A 17,059-nucleotide genomic window follows, 5' to 3' on the forward strand; every position below is an offset into this window, starting at 1 on the left:
TCTACTAGTCCATCGAAACAGTGTCAATCGAATTCCCTGTCGTGGTGCGGAATTAAGTATTTCTTTACTTTCAAGATTACAGACAAAGAAACAGGTTTTTGCTATACTTATCAATAGAATGAATGGAGCAGATAAACGATGAAAATGAATTTAAGCAAAAAAGGAATCAAAAAATTCCATAAAAAAAACCCATTGATCCAAGAAGATGATCTCCTGCAAGTCAAAGATACACAGGATTGGGTCTCTTTTGTCGATTCGCAAGGGAAAATTGTCGGAACCGGCTATTTAGGGAAACAGAATAAAGGCATCGGCTGGGTATTGGCTTTTGAAGATCGTCCGATCAACAAGGACTTTTTTGAAGCAGCTTTTGCAAAAGCCAAAGCCAAAAGAAGTGCTTACTATGCCAGCGAAGAAACAGATGCTTTTCGTATCGTTAATGGAGAAGGTGACCGCTTAGGTGGATTAACGATTGATCTCTATCGAGAATTTGCCGTATTTTCTTGGTATAACGAAACATTGTACCAAAATAAATCTCTATTGATCCAAGCGTTCCAACAAGTTTTTCCAGAAGTCAAAGGAGCGGTTGAAAAAATCCGCTTTGACTCTGATCTGCCAGAATCAGCAGCCGTCTATGGAGATGAGGCGCCCGAACCGCTGATTGTGAAAGAAAATGGCGTTCACTATGCTACCTATCTTAATGAGGGACTGATGACCGGGATTTTCCTTGATCAAAAGGAAGTACGCGGACAACTCGCCGAAGGGCTGTCAGCAGGCATGACAGTGCTCAATATGTTTAGTTATACCGGTGCTTTTTCTGTTGCGGCTGCGATGGGCGGTGCGACAAAGACAACGAGTGTTGATCTTGCCAAGCGCAGTTTGGAGAAGACCAAAGAGCAGTTTGCAATCAATGGCTTTGATCCAGAAAAACAGAAGATTCATGTGATGGATGTTTTTGGCTATTTTAAGTATGCTAAGAAAAAAGAGCTGACCTTTGATATGATCATTTTAGATCCGCCTAGTTTTGCCCGCAACAAGAAAAAAGTCTTTTCTGTTGCAAAAAATTATGGTGAACTGGTTAAGGATAGTTTGGCGATTATGAACGAGGAAGGCTTGTTGATTGCTTCAACGAATGCTGCCAACCTTTCCCAAAAGAAGTTTCAACAAATGATCGAAGAAGCAATGGATCAGGCACAAGTCACATATCAATGTATACAAGAATATCGACTACCAAGTGATTTTGCAGTTGATCCTAACTTTTTAGAAGGGAATTACTTAAAAGTATTCTTTTACCAAATCAAAAAGGAGTGAGACGGATGGTTCAAGTAAAGTCGATCGAGTTGGATGGCAAGCACCCGCGCATTTGTGTGCCGCTGACCGGAACAACTAATGAGGAGATTATCAAGCAAGCCCTAGCCGCAGAAACTTCGGATGCAGAGATCATTGAGTGGCGGGCTGATTATTATAAAAAAGTCGATAGTTTATCCGACGTTCTGGATGTACTTTCTCACGTTCGGACCACTCTAAAATCAAAAGTTTTTCTGTTTACGTTTCGAACCATCGAAGAAGGGGGACAAATCCCTTTCACTTTGACACAATATAAACATTTATGTCTAGGCGTTGCAGAATCTGGATTGATCGATATGATTGATGTGGAACTGGAAAAAGCTGAGTTTTTAGGCAGAAACTTTATTCAGAAAATCAAAGAACATCAAGTGAAATTGGTGTTAAGTAGTCACGATTTCGACAAAACACCAGAAGATGCTGTGTTGATCTTAAAAATCGGGATTATGAATCAATTTGGCGCTGATATCGGAAAACTAGCAATGATGCCTCACAATGTGCAGGACGTTTTGCGTTTGATGGGTATTATCAATAAAGCGCGGGGATTCAATCAATTACCTTTAGCAGTCATGTCAATGGGAAATCTAGGCAAAATCAGCCGCGTCAGTGGTAGTCTGATCGATTCAGTCATGACTTTTGCTGCGCTGGATCAAGCTTCTGCCTCTGGTCAGATTCCAGTGGAGCGGATGAAAGATTATTTAGCTGAGTTTTCAATCGAAACAATGAAAAATTAAACAATCGGGAACATAAACAGAAAAAAATGGGGCAGACTAGTCCTATAGTTTCGAGCAGTCTTAAATGAGACTCTTAAAATTGAAGTCGTAAAGAAAGAACCAGAAGTTTGGATAAATGAGGAATGCGTCATGGCAAAAGTAAAAAAAACAAATGCGATTCGGATGGTAGAACAAAAGAAACTCTCCTATCAGGAATATACGTACGAATGGTCAGAAGATCATTTGGATGCAGGGTCTGTTGCTCAGCAAATCGCTCATCCAGAAGCCATCTATAAAACGCTGGTAGCAGTTGGCAATAAAACGGGTCCCATCGTCGCAGTCATCCCTGGAGATCACGAATTAGATTTGAAGAAAATTGCTAAAGCCAGCGGCAACAAAAAAGTAGAAATGTTGCACTTAAGAGACCTAGAAGAGACCACAGGGTATATTCGCGGTGGATGTTCACCGATCGGCATGAAGAAGCTCTTTCCAACCTATATTGATGAAAGTGCGCGACATTTGGAAGAAATCATCATCTCAGCAGGAAAGCGTGGTTTACAAATAGGACTGTCTCCAACAGATTTGAGCAAATTAATCCGCGGACAGTTTGTCTCGCTGACTGCTATTTCTGAAGTTGACTAAACAGGAACAGACAAAACAACAGAGCCGCTGCATTGAAGTAGGATACTTCAATGCAGCGGCTCTGTTGTTTGTTCTATAGACAATTATTCCATAACGGAAATATCAAAGACTTCAATGTTATCTAATCCACCATAAAATTCATACCATGGGGTAGCATATTCTTTTAGAATAGCATTCAGTTCTTCGACATTTTCCCGGCCTTGCGTATCTAACCAATCAAGCAGTGCTTTTTCCCCTTGTTTTCCATAGATTTCCACGCTGTCTCGCCAAGTTGCACGTCCGCCAAGAATACCAGAGAACTTTGCCCCATGTTCGCCGGCAAAGCGTAACTCTTCTCGGAAGATGTTTGCGGGAACCCCTGCACTTAAGTAAATGAAAGGACGAGTAGCGGCATCGCTAGCTTCTCTAAAGTAGTTGGCAGCTTCTTCTTGGGTATACACAGCTTCTAAGCCTTCTTTTTGAAACCCTTCAACCAAATCAAATTGTACGGGTACTTCAACTTTTAAAATATCGATATGGTATTTGTCTTTGGTCAATTCTTGAATCGTACGAATGACTTTTCCAGGTTTGATTTTAGCGAAAGCCGGTGATTTATCGTCGGTGATTTCATCGTCATAGACGATTGGTTCGACAAAAATTGGGATATCGGCTGCTTGTGCTTCCGTACCTAAACGTTCTAGAAAAGCATGTTTCGTATCAAGAATCTCTTGCGGTTCATCAGGATTGTAATAAACCAGCACTTTAGCTGCGTCAGCTCCTTTTTGGACTAGACGTTGCAGAGACTCATTTGGCAACAGCTCCGGCAATCGTCCTGGAGTATTGACATCATAACCGGTTTTTTCATAAGACAGAATCAACCCAGCGTTAGGATTTTTCGCTTCGATGCCTTGAAATCCATATTCTTCATCCAATAAAATGCTGCTGACATACTTCGTCAATTCTTGTGAAACCAACCGTTTGAAGTCATAAATTTGTTCCATTTTGAAATTATCGGGCCCTGTGGCAGCTTTCATCATTTTTTTCATTGATCCTCGCTGATCAATGGCCAATGCCGCAATCACCCCATCTTCATTTGAAAGTTTCTGCATTTTTTCAAATTTGCCTCTTGAAATACGTTTCATTTGTCCAGCCTCCTTTAAGTTCTCTTTCAGTCTACGCCTTCTCACAAAAATCGCCAACTAATAAGCAATTTCTAGAAATGCAAACAAAAAAACGAAGCTTTGTCACTACCCCGCTAGCAATGGGATGTGACAGAAACTTTACTCAGATGCAAGTCTGCGAAAGATTCGAAATTCCTTGTATTTCATTGTGTCAGATCGTTAAGAGAATAAAGACTATCCTTGTGAATAGTGGAAATAGCTCGCCATTTCTGCCGCATGCTTGCCAGCGACATGACCAGTACAAAAGGCAGCAGTGATATTGAATCCACCGGTATAACCGTTGATATCGAGTAATTCGCCGCCGAAATAAAGGCCATTGATGCACTTACTTTCCATTGTCTTGGGATTCACTTCTTTTAAATGAATCCCTCCACCCGTCACAAAAGATTTTTCCAGCGGAAATGTTTTAGAAATTGTGACAGAAAAGCCTTTCATGATAGCTGCTAAAGCCTGTAGCTGGTCTTCAGTTGTTTGCTCAGCCACCAGATCAGAAAGTGCCAGTCGATGGATAAAGAACTCTAGCAGACGTTCCGGCAAGATGCCGCTCAGTGCATTGACTAATTTTTTCTTCGAATGGGCTGCCACTGTTAGCTCATTCACCAATTCATTCGCTGTTTTTTCTGGAAAACAATCCAGCATCACTGTGACAGGTGTATGACTCTTCAATTCTTGATTGACAAAAGAAGAGCAGCGCAGTGCAGCTGGACCCGAAAGCCCGAAATGCGTGAACAAGAGATCCATGGTATGAGAGACAACGGTTTTTCCTGTAGAATCCAAAACAGATAAAGCAATATCTTGTAAAGAGATGCCTTGCAGTGTGCGTGCTTTGATAAATGGCTCCTCTGATATGAGGGGAGACTCGGTAGGGTAAAGCGGTGTGATGGTATGCCCTACTTTTTTGGCCATTTTGTAGCCGTCTCCAGTTGCTCCAGTCGAAGGGTAAGTTCGACCACCAGTCGTCAGGATCACACAGGGCGCAGTAAATTCTTCGAATTCTGTTCGAACGCCTTGGATCTGAGTCCCATCATGAAGTAATTTAGTGACGCTTGTATTGGTCAATAAAGTGACTTGTTTCTCATGGAGCGCCTGTAATAAGCCTTCAACGATCGTTTTCGATTTGTCTGTGACAGGAAACATCCGTCCGTGATCTTCTTCTTTCAGAGGGACACCATGGGATTCAAAAAAGGTCATCACATCGAAATTATTGAATTGCGAGAATGTACTATATAAAAATTTTCCGTTGCCGGGAATATGGGCGATCAAATCATCGACAGAGCGATGATTGGTCACGTTACAACGACCGCCGCCGGTCATAAGCAATTTTTTGCCAACTTTTTTATTTTTTTCTATAAGTAATACGTCTGCACCGTTTTCGGCTGCTGAAATAGCGGCCATCATGCCACTGGTCCCAGCACCAATCACGATCACATCATAGGATTTCTTCATCTTCCTTCACCTCTTTGTGGATTGTACCATATTGCAGGAACAAGCGGGGAGAAAGCTGTTTGTTCAATGAATCGAAAAAAAATTCTGACAACTTCGTAAAAAATAGATGCAATTTCTGAAATTTTCTATAAAATAGAATTTAACTAAAGGAGGTAATGCCTGATGACAAATGCTTCAGAGTATGTAAAAGCGATCCAAGAGAAACTGCACGAAAAAGATCAGAACCAAACGGAATTTTTACAAGCGATAGATGAATTTTTACCAACAATCATTCCTTTCTTAGAAAAACATCCAGAATACATTGAATCGAATTTGGTTGATTTATTAACAGAACCAGAGCGATTTATTCAATTTCGTGTGCCATGGCAAGATGACCAAGGCAATTGGCAAGTCAACCGCGGTTATCGGATCCAATTTAATTCTGCATTAGGGCCTTACAAAGGCGGCCTGCGTTTTCATCCCAGCGTCAACTTAAGTATCTTGAAATTTTTGGCTTTTGAGCAGATTTTCAAGAACAGTTTGACTGGATTACCGATTGGTGGCGGCAAAGGCGGAAGTGACTTTGATCCAAAAGGAAAATCAGATGGAGAAGTCATGCGTTTTTGTCAAAGTTTCATGACGGAATTAGCAAAACATATCGGACCTGACTTAGATGTGCCCGCGGGGGACATTGGTGTTGGTGGCCGTGAAATTGGCTATCTCTTTGGGGCTTACAAACGTCTGAAACAATATGATGCTGGTGTCCTTACAGGAAAACCATTGGACTTTTGGGGAAGTAAAAATCGGACGGAAGCTACCGGTTACGGGGCAGTCTATTTTGTTAAGCATCTGTTGAAAGATTTAAAGGAAAACTTCCAAGGGAAACAGGCAATTGTATCTGGAAGCGGCAATGTAGCCATTTATGCGATTGAAAAATTGCATGAGTTGGGCGCAAAAGCCATCACTTGCTCTGATTCTTCTGGCTTCATTTATGACAAAGAAGGTATCGATCTGGCATTATTGAAAGAAATCAAAGAAGTGAAACGGGAACGTTTGACAGCATATGCCAACGCACGCCCCTCAGCAGAGTACCATGAAGGAGCTTCTGTCTGGGACTTCGATGTTCAAGCGGAATTAGCCTTCCCTTGTGCGACTCAAAATGAAATCAATCTAGAACAAGCCAAACGGGCAAAAGCGAATGGTGTCCGGATTGTTTCTGAAGGTGCCAATATGCCAAGCTCTCTTGAAGCGGCAGAATATTTTATTGCGCAAGGAATCTACTATTGTCCTGGGAAAGCGGCTAATGCGGGTGGCGTAGCGGTTTCTGCTTTAGAAATGAGTCAAAACTCACAACGTTTGCAGTGGGAGCAGGCAGAAGTCGATCAAAAATTGGATGAGATCATGAAGAATATTTATGATGCTTGCCGTGACACTGCAGAAGAATTTGATCAAAAAAATAATTTCATGCTAGGAGCAAATGTGGCTGGATTTGAAAAAGTTGCTAAAGCAATGTTTTCTCAAGGACTTGTCTAACTCTGCCAGATAGGCGATATAATAAGGAATTACTTGAAAAAAGTTCAAAAAAAACGTAAAGTAGTACTTGTATGAAAAACTAATTTTTTTCAAGGAGGACAAATCATGTCACACATCAAATTTGACTATTCAAAAGTAGCACCATTCGTGAATGAATACGAATTAAGCTACATGCAAAGTCAAGTTACAGCAGCAGATAAACTCTTACGCGAAGGTACTGGTGCAGGTAACGACTTTTTAGGCTGGATCGACTTGCCTAAAAATTATGATAAAGAAGAATTTGCACGAATCAAAAAAGCAGCAGAAAAAATCCAATCGGACTCAGAAGTATTAGTTGTTATCGGTATCGGTGGTTCTTATTTAGGGGCAAAAGCTGCGATTGATTTCTTAAACCATTCATTCTATAACTTGCTTTCATCAGATGAACGGAAAGCACCACAAATCTTTTTTGCCGGAAACTCAATTTCTTCGACTTATTTAGCTGATTTGATCGAAATCATCGGTGATCGTGATTTCTCTGTCAATGTCATTTCTAAGTCAGGAACGACGACAGAACCTGCGATCGCATTCCGTGTCTTCAAAGAACGCTTGATCGAAAAATATGGCAAAGAAGAAGCAAACAAACGTATCTATGCAACGACAGATAAAGCAAAAGGTGCCGTTAAAGTTGAAGCAGATGCTGAAAATTGGGAAACATTCGTAATTCCTGATGATGTTGGCGGACGTTTCTCTGTCTTGACAGCTGTAGGTCTATTGCCAATCGCTGCAAGCGGTGCGGATATCGATGCTTTGATGCAAGGTGCAGCAGACGCTAGTGAAGCATATGCCAGTGATGACCTTGAAAAAAATGAAGCGTATCAATATGCAGCAATGCGTAACATCCTTTACCGCAAAGGAAAAGTAACCGAATTGCTGATCAATTATGAACCAGGAATGCAATACTTCTCTGAATGGTGGAAACAATTATTTGGAGAATCAGAAGGAAAAGACCAAAAGGGAATCTACCCTTCAAGTGCTAACTTCTCAACTGATTTGCATTCATTGGGTCAATATATCCAAGAAGGCCGCCGCAACATCTTTGAAACTGTTGTTAAAGTTGAAAAACCACGTAAATCAATCACAATTCCTACGCAAGAAGCTGACCTTGATGGACTTGGCTACTTACAAGGAAAAGAAGTTGATTTTGTAAATACCAAAGCCTTCGAAGGAACGTTATTGGCTCACACAGATGGCGATGTACCAAACTTATTGGTTAAGATCCCAACGATGGATGCCTACACATTAGGTTATACAATGTATTTCTTCGAAATCGCTGTAGGCATTTCTGGTTACTTGAATGGTGTGAATCCATTTGACCAACCTGGCGTGGAAGCTTATAAGAAAAACATGTTCGCCTTACTTGGCAAACCAGGTTTTGAAGAGCTTGCAAAAGAATTGAACGAACGTCTATAATTTATCGTTCTAACTAAAAAGAACCAGTCCTCCGATCATTCTTCTGAGGGCTGGTTTTTCATTTATATAAGCGGATGGTTCAGAATAAGGACGCTTATTCATTTAACCATAAAATGACCGTCACAATAGGACATTGATTTGTGGTCTTTAGGAACAGTTAACCAATCAAGGAGTCATCAACGATTTTCCTTTAAACCAATCAATAATGCGACTGTCAAGAGACCAAAAATACATGTTTGGATTACTGGCATTCTGTTCATCTCCTTTCCTTTATGTTACTAGGACTTTCTGGAAGATGCACGAACACATCAGTCATAAGAAGCGAACGATTTTGTCATCTTGTCTGCGGAAATAAGTAGGTGCCAAATTTATCATAAAAGCGCTTGCATAAATCGGTATTTTTGTTATTATATTTTTAGAAAAGAAGTTCTGAGGTGGTAAGATGCTAGATATTGAAATTGGAAATGCCTATGTGTGTCAACCTGTTGGGGCAAAAAAATCGCTAGTCGGTGTAATTGAGAAGCTGTATGAGCATACGGCTCTTGTGAAAGTGACCGATTATGAGATGGAGGATCAATCCATTGTATTGGAATGCAATCAGCGGATGTTGGTAAAATTTGATAAGATTACCGCAGTGGCTGTGGCTTAATAAAAACAAGACTGGAACTCGCTAATAAAAATGTATTATGTCAGCATGCTGAAAAGTCAGCTTGTAGGCACTGATTCATCTTTATTGACTAGAGTCCAGTCTTTCTAGCTGGCGTGAATTAGCCGACGCCGATCACAAAGTTCAGTAGCTTATCTGAGTAAGTCATTTCATCGGTGGACTCACTGAGGGTTTGGTTCAAAATATCCATCCGATCGGTAATGATGCCGTCCACACCGTAGAACTGCATCCGACTGATCTCGGCATCATCATTTGGAGTCCAGACAAAGACATCTTTATGATCCGTTTTAGCAGATGAAACAAAGTTGCGGTTGATCGTACTATATTCCATCGTTAAAAAATCAGCACTTGTTAATGGAGGGCCAACGATGTTGAAGGGCATGATATACCCAGCAGTTAGTTCCGGAGCCTCTTGTTTCAATTCTTCCACTACATTATAGGTCAAGCTTTGTAGAATATGTTCATGTTCGGCTAGATTTTCACGGTAGCGTTCAAGAAATGAATGGACTAATGCTGTCGTATCTTTTTGTTGTGTCTTGATTTCTACTAGCAATTTCTGATTCAACGAATTCGCTAAGGATAAATAGTCATCAAATGTAGCAATCGGAGCCGTTTGTCCATTTTCAGAGACGGTTAATTTTTGTGCTTGTGCCAAAGTTGATTGCTCTGGTTTCTGATTGAAGCCAGTCAACGCTTTAAATGAAAAATCGTGATAAACAATGAAATGACCATCGCTAGTTTGTTGAACATCCATTTCAACGTAATCAGGATGGTAGTTCTCACTAGTGAAGCGCAGTGCTTCTAATGAATTTTGAACGCCTTGACCATTGCTGACGCCGCGATGTGAGATCGTCAATGGTCGAGTATTAGCGGCAGAGGTCAGATAATTCATGTTGTATAAACTTACTCCTACCCCGAAGAAGACGGCTACTACAGTAATCAAAGAGGCTTTTAGTCGTTGAAAATTTCTTGCTGGCAATGGTTCTTCACTGAACCATTGTGGTATCTCAGGTAAGAAACCTTCATCGTCCATAAAATCAACAATGATATAGAAGATGGCAACGGTAGACAAAATGATATTCAACAACAAAACGAGTTGAAGGAGCGTCATAATGAAGACTGCTGAATACAGCGCATAGTCAGCGAAAAGTTCTTCAATGATCGCTTGCAGGATAATCAAAAAAGTAAATCCTACTGTTGAAATGAATAAGATCGCGCCGCCAATAAAGACAAATTGGCCAACAATCGCAAAGAAACGGCGTTTCGTTGTCTGCAAACTTTCTCGAATGGCCTGTCGAAAAGGAAGGTCACGTAAGATCATTTCTGGTAAAGCAAAAATCACACGAATCCCTAGATAAATCAAAAGTAAGTAGCCAAGAACCACGGCTCCGATAATCAATACACGATTCGTAAAGATGAAATCCATGATAAAAGCAGGGATTTTCACTTTAGAGAGCAAATCTGAGTTAAAACTTAGCCCGCCAATTGGCAAAATCAAAAAGAAATAAAACAAGAAAAACAAAAAGGTCATGGGGCGTAATTTGCGAATTTGTAAAAATGTCATTCGCAACAGCTGTCGCAATCGGACCGGCTGCTTTTTCTTGATGAAATAGACACTCAGAAGCAGGAATGTAAACTCAAAAAAAACTGCTAATAAAATCAATAACAAGATTAGAGAGAGCGAGAATAGAACCATTGGATGCTCTGTAAAAATACTACCTATATTGTCGAAAGATAAATAGGCTAATCCCCCACGACGCAGGATAAATTTTGTTGAAGAAGAAAGCAGTGGGATAACCAAAAAAAGCAAGAAACCATGCATTAGCAGAACATCTCGAAAATAAGCATCGCTTGCCTTTAGAAAATCCCAAGTGTTGATCAAACTATTTTTTAGATATTTCATGTTGTTCATCCTAACTCTAGACTATAAAAAACCGAACTATCGTGTTTGATTCCTGTAATGAAAGGAATGACCACCATCTATAGTTCGGGAATTTCCTGTATTTATTTTTGCTATTAAGCCCGGCACTTAGCCGCCTAATAGCCCTGTTAAAAACGTACCGCCATAAATCAATGCCATACTATATAAGAAAATCGATAATGGTTTTGCCAATAAAATGATCAAAGTGAATTTCTTGACTGAAATATTCGTTAGTCCAGCCATCAAACACAAGGCATCATCCGGTGCTACCGGTAAAAAGATAGCAAGTGCAAAGAGTTTTTCAAATCGACTTTGGTTATCCAACCAGCCAATATATTTATCATATGTTTTATCACTGATCATACTGAGGATAAATGGTTTACCATATCTTCTGCCAAGCAAGAAGATGATCACTGAACCAATACTAATGCCAACATAATTGTAGACAAATCCAAGATATGGTCCAAAAATCAAGACGCCAGCCGCACTGGATATCCCACCAGGAATGATCGGAATTACAACTTGTAAAATTTGTAGCAGCATGAAGATGATTGGTCCCAAAATAACAGAGTTGCCTACCAAACCACGCAGTGCATTAATATCTTTAAAGACACCTAGATTAATGAAGTAAATCGTTAAGGCAATAGATAGCCCTAATCCTATAATTGATATCGTATTAATGATACGACGAGAAGTGGCGATACTCACAGACTTTCATCTCCTTTATTCGTTTCTAATTCCACTATACGTGGTGTAATTAGAAAAATCCAGCAAAATAAATGACATTCGTCAAACAAATTTGTAAGATTTGATACCCTTATTATAAAAGAAGAATAGCAAGAAGGCATTGTACTAAAGTCTGAAATAAGAAAAATTTAGCAATTCATGTACAAATTATCACGAGTGATCGATAGGCAAGTTGTTTTCATCCTTAGTTATTGCTTTCATTTTTTATATTTATTTCCTAGTTGTCTCCTCTTTATCAAGTCGTGCTCTTCGTTTGTTTTGCCAACTTGCGATGGTCTTTTCAACGACACTCGTCATCATAAACCCGCCCGCGATTGCTCCTGCAGTGATCAAAACAATCATGAGGTTCTCTAATCCCAAAAGGTTATCTCCCAAGGCAAATTCACGAACAGCTTTATAAGCCGGACCACCGGGGACCAAGGGAACTAAACTAGGAATATTGAAGATGATCATGGGCATTTTCTTGCGTCGTGAAAAAAAGATGCTGACACAGCCAACCGCAAAGGCAGCATAAAAATTGGCACTACCAATGCCATGACCCATTTCATGCAGCCGCCAATAAATCATCCATCCAACAGTTCCAGCGATCCCGGTTGCAATCAATGCACGTTTCGGTATATTTGTTAATATGCCAAAGGTGACGGTACTTAAAAAACTAAAACAGACATGAATCAAAATGGTCATGATAACCCTCCAAACAAGGTGAAGACTGTAGCGATTCCTACGCCGATTGCGGCTGCAGTAAAGATAGCTTCAGTTCCTCGCGCAGTTCCACTGATCAGATGGCCAGCTAGAATATCACGAAATGAATTTGTGATGGCCACTCCAGGAACTAACGGCATCACGGCACCAATGATCAGGTTGTCAACATTTCCCGCCAAACCCCCGCGAACAGATAGGATCGCTAAGCAGCCAATCACTAAAGAGGCGACGAACATATCCAAAAAGCGGATATCAATCGCTTTTTTCACCCAGAGACCTGTAATGAACCCGATGCTGCCAATGAAAAAAGTAACAATGAAATCAGACCAATTGCCGCCAAAAATAATCATTAATGTACTGCTGACCACTCCAGCACTCAATACTTGTAACCAGAGAGGAAAGCTTGGTGTGACTTGATTGATCTCTTTAAGAGATGCATACAACTGCGGTAATGTGATCTGTTTTTCTGCGAACGACCGGGAAAGCCGATTGACGGCCACTATTTTCTCCAAATTGATCACACGATCATGAACATTTTCAACTTGAGCGTAGTGACTGCTTCGTAATCCCATAAAGATGCCTGTAGCGGTCACATAACTGATACTATTGGCTTCGCCAGCGTTAGCAGCGATACGATTCATGGTATCTTCGACTCGATAAACTTCGGAACCATTCTCCATCATGATTTTTCCTGCCAAGAGGCAAGTTTCTAACAATAACTCATTTGTTTCTTGCATTTTAACGCCTCTCTATCTTGAAAAGTAATCCTCCTTTAGTTTACCTTTTTCATTCCAATTCAACAAGAGAAGTATCCGGTGAGTTAAATAACTAATAATAAAGAAAATATCTTATTTTTTGAAAGCAACCATTTTATTTAAATTGGTAAAAAACTTCACAAATAGCGGTGTGGATATAATTGTAGAACAATTCAGACAGTTATAAGATAACGAAATGAGTATATTGTTTTTCAATTTGGAAAATCTCGGTTACAATTAGATAAAGGAAAAGGGGGATTTATTGATGCGAAGAAAGGTCTATACAAGAGAACATATTTTGAAGGCCGCGTATGAGTTGATCAATAAAGAAGGATTTGGCAACTTTACCGCCCGAAATATAGCAAAGCAAATGGGGATTTCAACACAACCGATTTATTTGGAATTTGAAAACATGCAGGATTTGAAAAACACTTTAGTTGAAGCGGTCTTCAAAGATCTTTCAGAAAACGTGTTTCCTGTTGAACGGACTGGTGATAAAGTCATTGATTTAGGATTAAACTACATTCACTTCGCACAAGAAAAACACAACTTGTATATTGCTCTTTTCGTAGATGACTATGGCGGAGGGAAATTGATGCACGATTTTTCGTCTGATTATTTCAAAAAATTGATCAAGTCCGAACCAAAGTATGCGGATCTATCGGAAGAAGCGATTACAGCCTTGCACAATGGTGCTTGGATCGTTGTTACCGGCATTGCTTCATTGATGTCAGCTGGAATCATTACGCCAACGGAGGAACAAATCATTAAGGTGATCGAGGAAACGATCACTGGGATTTTAGATAGAACAGACATTTTTATCTTTCAATAATAACGAATCTGCAACCATTTTTTCGGATGGATTGCAGATTTTTTCTTGACTTTTTCTGAAAAAAGTAGAAAATAAACGTTATGGAGAGTTGGCAGAGTGGTAATGCAGCGGACTCGAAATCCGCCGACCCGGTTCATCCCGGCGCGCAGGTTCAAATCCTGTACTCTCCTTACAGTAACGCTTTGAAGCGTTTGGCCTATCCTTGGTGATAGGCTTTTTTGTTTTGTAAGTAAAGACATGGGGAGGAGGGGCCCGAGGTATGAGAAAAGCATCGTACACGACTCATAAAATTTAATTAATGAGTTGATTAGTTGATTCAGGCAGCATCGAGAGCTTAGGAAACGAGTTTTGATAATGTCATGCCATTGCTTCTTTTTTTGAACGAAATCGATTAAACTAGAAGAAAGAGAACAAGAAAGCAGAAGGTGATAAAATGGCTGAGTTTGAAAAAGATTATGTCATGCGCCAAACGAAATTAGCTGTTAAGGGACTATCCGTTTTTTTGAAGGATGAATCAGTAGATGAGATCATGCAGTTGGATGAACAGCAGAGGGGACAAAAGAAAGAGCCAGAAGAGGAAAAGCAGTTGGAGTAGCTGTTTAATTTCATAACAAAACAAGAAAGCACCTGCTATTAGTCTTAGCGAGGTGCTTTCAGTACGAATCGGTATCCTTCATTTGGATGAACTCCTTATGCAGTTTTAGTCAATTCTTGTACAGCTTGTTCGATCGTCACACCAGTTGCAAAACGGTTAGCATCTTTTTTATCAAAAACGATAAAAAGGTTCAGTTTTGTATCTAGAGTAACTCGATATTGTAGTTCTGTGTTATAGAATGTCATAGTCATTCTCCTTTCAGTGTTATTCGTAACGAAAGGCAACGGTTAAGTTGATAACGAAATTCCATGATCAGAATAACACGTTGCTTGGCGTCTGTCCAATAATAACTGAATGGTAGAGGAAGTTTACTAAAAATTTATTAAGGAGAACAGAAGTTATCTAAAAAAATCAAATAACAAATTTGTAAGGAAGCTCCTCTAGTGTCTGAGTAAAAAGCGGTATGAAGCGGTTTTGCTTGAAAAACTCTTTTTGTTGGGTTAAATAATTAATTTATTATATTTTTTTTAAATTTAATTTTACTCAATTTATGGTAAGATAAGATTTGTTTCAGGGAAAATGAAAAAGGAAAATGAAAATGGATGTGAAAATATGTGCGGAATTGTAGGTTTCGTTAATACTAAAGACCAAAAAGCCGAAATCATTGAACAGATGATGGATCGAATCATTCATCGCGGTCCTAATAGTTCTGGAAAATTCATTGATGACCAAGTTGCTCTTGGCTTTCGGCGTTTATCGATTATTGACTTAGAAGGCGGTACGCAGCCTATTTATAATGAAGATGGAACGAAAGTAATCATTTTTAATGGTGAAATCTATAACTTTCAATCTTTAAGAGAAGAATTGATCCAAGCTGGACATGTCTTTACGACTCATGCAGATACTGAGGTTCTTCTTCATGGGTATGAAGAGTGGGGAACTGATTTATTGCAAAGAGTTCGCGGCATGTTTGCTTTTGCCATTTGGGATCGCGAAAAGCAAGAACTCTTTGGGGCAAGAGATCATTTCGGAATCAAACCTTATTATTACGCGGAAATGAATGGTACATTCATGTTTGGTTCAGAAATCAAGAGTTTTTTACCACATCCAGATTTTGAAAAAGAATTGAATAAGGATGCCTTAAAACCCTATTTGACTTTTCAATATTCGCCACTAAATGGCGAGACTTTCTTTAAAGGCGTTTATCGCTTACAAGAAGGTCACTATTTTACTTATAAAAATGGCGTCATGGACATTCATGAATATTGGGATGCAGACTACAGTCATAAAGAAAACTATAGCAAAGAAGATTGGGTCCAAAAAATCGATGATACCGTTCAAGAATCGATTGCTGCACACAAAATCAGTGATGTAGAAGTAGGGTCATTTTTATCAAGCGGTGTCGACTCAAGTTATGTTGCCGCTGTTCTGCGTCCAGATCATTCTTTCTCAATTGGATTCGATGACAAGACCTATAATGAAGCAATTGAAGCTAGAAAATTGACCAAGATGCTGGGATTGAACAATACAGCAGCGGTGATTGATGGCGAGATGTCCTTCAACGCTTTTCCACTGATCCAGTATCATTTGGATGAGCCTGACTCCAATCCGAGTTGTGTCCCGCTCTACTTTTTAGCTAATCTCGCATCGCAACATGTTCGTGTTGTACAATCTGGTGAAGGTGCAGATGAATTATTTGCCGGCTATGCTGCTTATGGTTGGCATACGAACTCCAAGATGATTCGTGTATTTGCTCAAGGATTGAAAAAATTACCTAAGAATATTCGATTCAAATTAGGCCGGACAATTGGTAATATGAGAAACTTCCATGGACGAATTCATCTCTATGAAGCCACCGCACCTGCAAAAGATTTCTTTATCGGGCAAGCACTGGTCTTTGAAGAGCAAGAAGCCACTGAGATATTGCATCCAGACTATACTAGTGGTCCATCAGTGGCGGAAATCGTTGCCCCATACTATGAAAAAGTCAAAGATCTTGATGAAGAAGTCAACAAAATGCAGTATTTGGATGTTCATCAATGGATGCCCAAAGACATCTTATTAAAAGCAGATAAGATGTCAATGGCTAGTTCTTTGGAATTACGGGTGCCATTACTTGATATTGAAGTCATGAAAGTAGCACAGACGATTCCGACAAAATATTTGATCAATCAGTACAATACGAAAGATGTCTTTCGTCAAGCAGCAAATCGTCACCTCCCAACAGAATGGGCCAATCGGGAAAAATTAGGTTTTCCGGTCCCTATTCGAGCATGGCTGAAAGAAGGGACTGGTTACAAAACCGTCAAAGAACTATTTACAGCGGATTTTGCTGCAGAATTCTTTGACCAAGAAAAGATTTTGCAATTATTGGCTGATCATCGCGCCGGTAAACAAGGACTTCAACGGAAAATCTGGACGATCTACACTTTCTTGACCTGGTATAAAGTATTCTTCATTGATGAAAAAATTCCTAAGGCAGAAACAATCATTTACGAAACAATTTAAAAACACGAGGACAGATGTAGTCCCTCTAAAGTCCATTTTCATACAGACTTTGGAGAGGAGAGACAT

Annotated in this window: 16 protein-coding genes and 1 tRNA gene; 10 read left to right on the forward strand and 7 right to left on the reverse strand. The window is 39.8% G+C overall.

Annotated elements, in window-relative coordinates:
* Window positions 1-138 precede the first annotated feature (138 nt).
* From IGJ28_RS07875 to ybaK, 3 genes are all read left to right on the forward strand, one after another.
* Window positions 139-1,308: a class I SAM-dependent rRNA methyltransferase gene (locus tag IGJ28_RS07875; protein ID WP_438845319.1), complete on the forward strand. Its 1,170-nt coding sequence runs from the start codon at window positions 139-141 to the stop codon at window positions 1,306-1,308.
* Window positions 1,309-1,313: 5 nt separating this feature from the next.
* Complete coding sequence (aroD, locus tag IGJ28_RS07880) at window positions 1,314-2,075, forward strand: type I 3-dehydroquinate dehydratase (RefSeq protein ID WP_252712338.1); 762 nt, start codon at window positions 1,314-1,316, stop codon at window positions 2,073-2,075.
* A gap of 129 nt (window positions 2,076-2,204) precedes the next feature.
* The gene (ybaK, locus tag IGJ28_RS07885) at window positions 2,205-2,696 is read left to right on the forward strand and encodes a Cys-tRNA(Pro) deacylase (RefSeq protein WP_252712337.1); all 492 of its coding nucleotides are present in this window, start codon (window positions 2,205-2,207) and stop codon (window positions 2,694-2,696) included.
* A gap of 83 nt (window positions 2,697-2,779) precedes the next feature.
* Here ybaK and IGJ28_RS07890 read toward each other — a convergent pair whose 3' ends face one another.
* Together IGJ28_RS07890 and IGJ28_RS07895 are read right to left on the reverse strand one after the other, a co-directional pair.
* Window positions 2,780-3,817, reverse strand: coding sequence for a tagatose 1,6-diphosphate aldolase (locus IGJ28_RS07890; protein ID WP_003127836.1), 1,038 nt, complete (start codon window positions 3,815-3,817; stop codon window positions 2,780-2,782).
* A 213-nt stretch (window positions 3,818-4,030) separates the two neighbouring features.
* A complete protein-coding gene (locus IGJ28_RS07895; protein WP_252712336.1) occupies window positions 4,031-5,302 on the reverse strand; it encodes an NAD(P)/FAD-dependent oxidoreductase in 1,272 nt (423 codons plus the stop codon).
* A gap of 162 nt (window positions 5,303-5,464) precedes the next feature.
* Here IGJ28_RS07895 and gdhA point away from each other — a divergent pair, with 162 nt between their 5' ends.
* The 3 genes from gdhA (at window position 5,465) to IGJ28_RS07910 (ending at window position 8,915) form a co-directional block, all read left to right on the forward strand.
* A complete protein-coding gene (gene gdhA, locus IGJ28_RS07900) occupies window positions 5,465-6,814 on the forward strand; it encodes an NADP-specific glutamate dehydrogenase (RefSeq protein WP_005472006.1) in 1,350 nt (449 codons plus the stop codon).
* 105 nt (window positions 6,815-6,919) lie between these two features.
* Window positions 6,920-8,266: a glucose-6-phosphate isomerase gene (locus IGJ28_RS07905; protein ID WP_005472008.1), complete on the forward strand. Its 1,347-nt coding sequence runs from the start codon at window positions 6,920-6,922 to the stop codon at window positions 8,264-8,266.
* Window positions 8,267-8,708: 442 nt separating this feature from the next.
* Window positions 8,709-8,915 (forward strand): hypothetical protein, encoded by a 207-nt coding sequence (locus IGJ28_RS07910; RefSeq protein WP_113849956.1) that lies wholly within the window; start codon window positions 8,709-8,711, stop codon window positions 8,913-8,915.
* A 118-nt stretch (window positions 8,916-9,033) separates the two neighbouring features.
* On the opposite strand, the gene IGJ28_RS07915 is transcribed toward IGJ28_RS07910, so the two are convergent.
* From IGJ28_RS07915 to IGJ28_RS07930, 4 genes are all read right to left on the reverse strand, one after another.
* A complete protein-coding gene (locus tag IGJ28_RS07915; protein ID WP_103301304.1) occupies window positions 9,034-10,836 on the reverse strand; it encodes a glycerophosphoryl diester phosphodiesterase membrane domain-containing protein in 1,803 nt (600 codons plus the stop codon).
* A gap of 126 nt (window positions 10,837-10,962) precedes the next feature.
* Complete coding sequence (locus IGJ28_RS07920) at window positions 10,963-11,562, reverse strand: TVP38/TMEM64 family protein (protein ID WP_003127844.1); 600 nt, start codon at window positions 11,560-11,562, stop codon at window positions 10,963-10,965.
* A gap of 249 nt (window positions 11,563-11,811) precedes the next feature.
* A complete protein-coding gene (locus tag IGJ28_RS07925) occupies window positions 11,812-12,285 on the reverse strand; it encodes a threonine/serine exporter family protein (RefSeq protein ID WP_252712335.1) in 474 nt (157 codons plus the stop codon).
* Window positions 12,282-13,040 (reverse strand): threonine/serine exporter family protein, encoded by a 759-nt coding sequence (locus IGJ28_RS07930; protein ID WP_103301305.1) that lies wholly within the window; start codon window positions 13,038-13,040, stop codon window positions 12,282-12,284. Before IGJ28_RS07930 ends, IGJ28_RS07925 begins: the two co-directional genes overlap by 4 nt.
* 283 nt (window positions 13,041-13,323) lie before the next feature.
* Between IGJ28_RS07930 and IGJ28_RS07935 the strand changes: the two genes are divergently transcribed.
* The 3 genes from IGJ28_RS07935 to IGJ28_RS07945 all read left to right on the forward strand — a co-directional run bounded on the left by IGJ28_RS07935 (window position 13,324) and on the right by IGJ28_RS07945 (window position 14,485).
* Window positions 13,324-13,890: a TetR/AcrR family transcriptional regulator gene (locus tag IGJ28_RS07935; RefSeq protein ID WP_005472096.1), complete on the forward strand. Its 567-nt coding sequence runs from the start codon at window positions 13,324-13,326 to the stop codon at window positions 13,888-13,890.
* A gap of 82 nt (window positions 13,891-13,972) precedes the next feature.
* Window positions 13,973-14,060 (forward strand) — tRNA-Ser (locus IGJ28_RS07940).
* Between the two features lie 263 nt (window positions 14,061-14,323).
* On the forward strand, window positions 14,324-14,485 hold the full coding sequence (locus tag IGJ28_RS07945) for a hypothetical protein (protein WP_252712334.1): 162 nt from the start codon (window positions 14,324-14,326) through the stop codon (window positions 14,483-14,485).
* A 95-nt stretch (window positions 14,486-14,580) separates the two neighbouring features.
* On the opposite strand, the gene IGJ28_RS07950 is transcribed toward IGJ28_RS07945, so the two are convergent.
* Window positions 14,581-14,730 (reverse strand): hypothetical protein, encoded by a 150-nt coding sequence (locus IGJ28_RS07950; RefSeq protein WP_003127849.1) that lies wholly within the window; start codon window positions 14,728-14,730, stop codon window positions 14,581-14,583.
* A 367-nt stretch (window positions 14,731-15,097) separates the two neighbouring features.
* Between IGJ28_RS07950 and asnB the strand changes: the two genes are divergently transcribed.
* Window positions 15,098-16,993, forward strand: coding sequence for an asparagine synthase (glutamine-hydrolyzing) (gene asnB, locus IGJ28_RS07955; protein WP_003127850.1), 1,896 nt, complete (start codon window positions 15,098-15,100; stop codon window positions 16,991-16,993).
* Window positions 16,994-17,059: the final 66 nt, after the last annotated feature.

Source organism: Enterococcus sp. AZ091 (genome assembly GCF_051714805.1).
Taxonomy (GTDB): Bacteria; Bacillota; Bacilli; order Lactobacillales; family Enterococcaceae; genus Enterococcus_D; species Enterococcus_D gallinarum.

What these genes read in the sequence shown, in the direction of transcription:
- IGJ28_RS07875 (WP_438845319.1), top strand. Translation starts at nt 139, where the DNA reads ATGAAAATGAATTTAAGCAAAAAAGGAATCAAAAAATTCCATAAAAAA.
- aroD (WP_252712338.1), top strand. Translation starts at nt 1,314, where the DNA reads ATGGTTCAAGTAAAGTCGATCGAGTTGGATGGCAAGCACCCGCGCATT.
- ybaK (WP_252712337.1), top strand. Translation starts at nt 2,205, where the DNA reads ATGGCAAAAGTAAAAAAAACAAATGCGATTCGGATGGTAGAACAAAAG.
- IGJ28_RS07890 (WP_003127836.1), bottom strand. Translation starts at nt 3,817, where the DNA reads ATGAAACGTATTTCAAGAGGCAAATTTGAAAAAATGCAGAAACTTTCA.
- IGJ28_RS07895 (WP_252712336.1), bottom strand. Translation starts at nt 5,302, where the DNA reads ATGAAGAAATCCTATGATGTGATCGTGATTGGTGCTGGGACCAGTGGC.
- gdhA (WP_005472006.1), top strand. Translation starts at nt 5,465, where the DNA reads ATGACAAATGCTTCAGAGTATGTAAAAGCGATCCAAGAGAAACTGCAC.
- IGJ28_RS07905 (WP_005472008.1), top strand. Translation starts at nt 6,920, where the DNA reads ATGTCACACATCAAATTTGACTATTCAAAAGTAGCACCATTCGTGAAT.
- IGJ28_RS07910 (WP_113849956.1), top strand. Translation starts at nt 8,709, where the DNA reads ATGCTAGATATTGAAATTGGAAATGCCTATGTGTGTCAACCTGTTGGG.
- IGJ28_RS07915 (WP_103301304.1), bottom strand. Translation starts at nt 10,836, where the DNA reads ATGAAATATCTAAAAAATAGTTTGATCAACACTTGGGATTTTCTAAAG.
- IGJ28_RS07925 (WP_252712335.1), bottom strand. Translation starts at nt 12,285, where the DNA reads ATGACCATTTTGATTCATGTCTGTTTTAGTTTTTTAAGTACCGTCACC.
- IGJ28_RS07930 (WP_103301305.1), bottom strand. Translation starts at nt 13,040, where the DNA reads ATGCAAGAAACAAATGAGTTATTGTTAGAAACTTGCCTCTTGGCAGGA.
- IGJ28_RS07935 (WP_005472096.1), top strand. Translation starts at nt 13,324, where the DNA reads ATGCGAAGAAAGGTCTATACAAGAGAACATATTTTGAAGGCCGCGTAT.
- IGJ28_RS07945 (WP_252712334.1), top strand. Translation starts at nt 14,324, where the DNA reads ATGGCTGAGTTTGAAAAAGATTATGTCATGCGCCAAACGAAATTAGCT.
- IGJ28_RS07950 (WP_003127849.1), bottom strand. Translation starts at nt 14,730, where the DNA reads ATGACATTCTATAACACAGAACTACAATATCGAGTTACTCTAGATACA.
- asnB (WP_003127850.1), top strand. Translation starts at nt 15,098, where the DNA reads ATGTGCGGAATTGTAGGTTTCGTTAATACTAAAGACCAAAAAGCCGAA.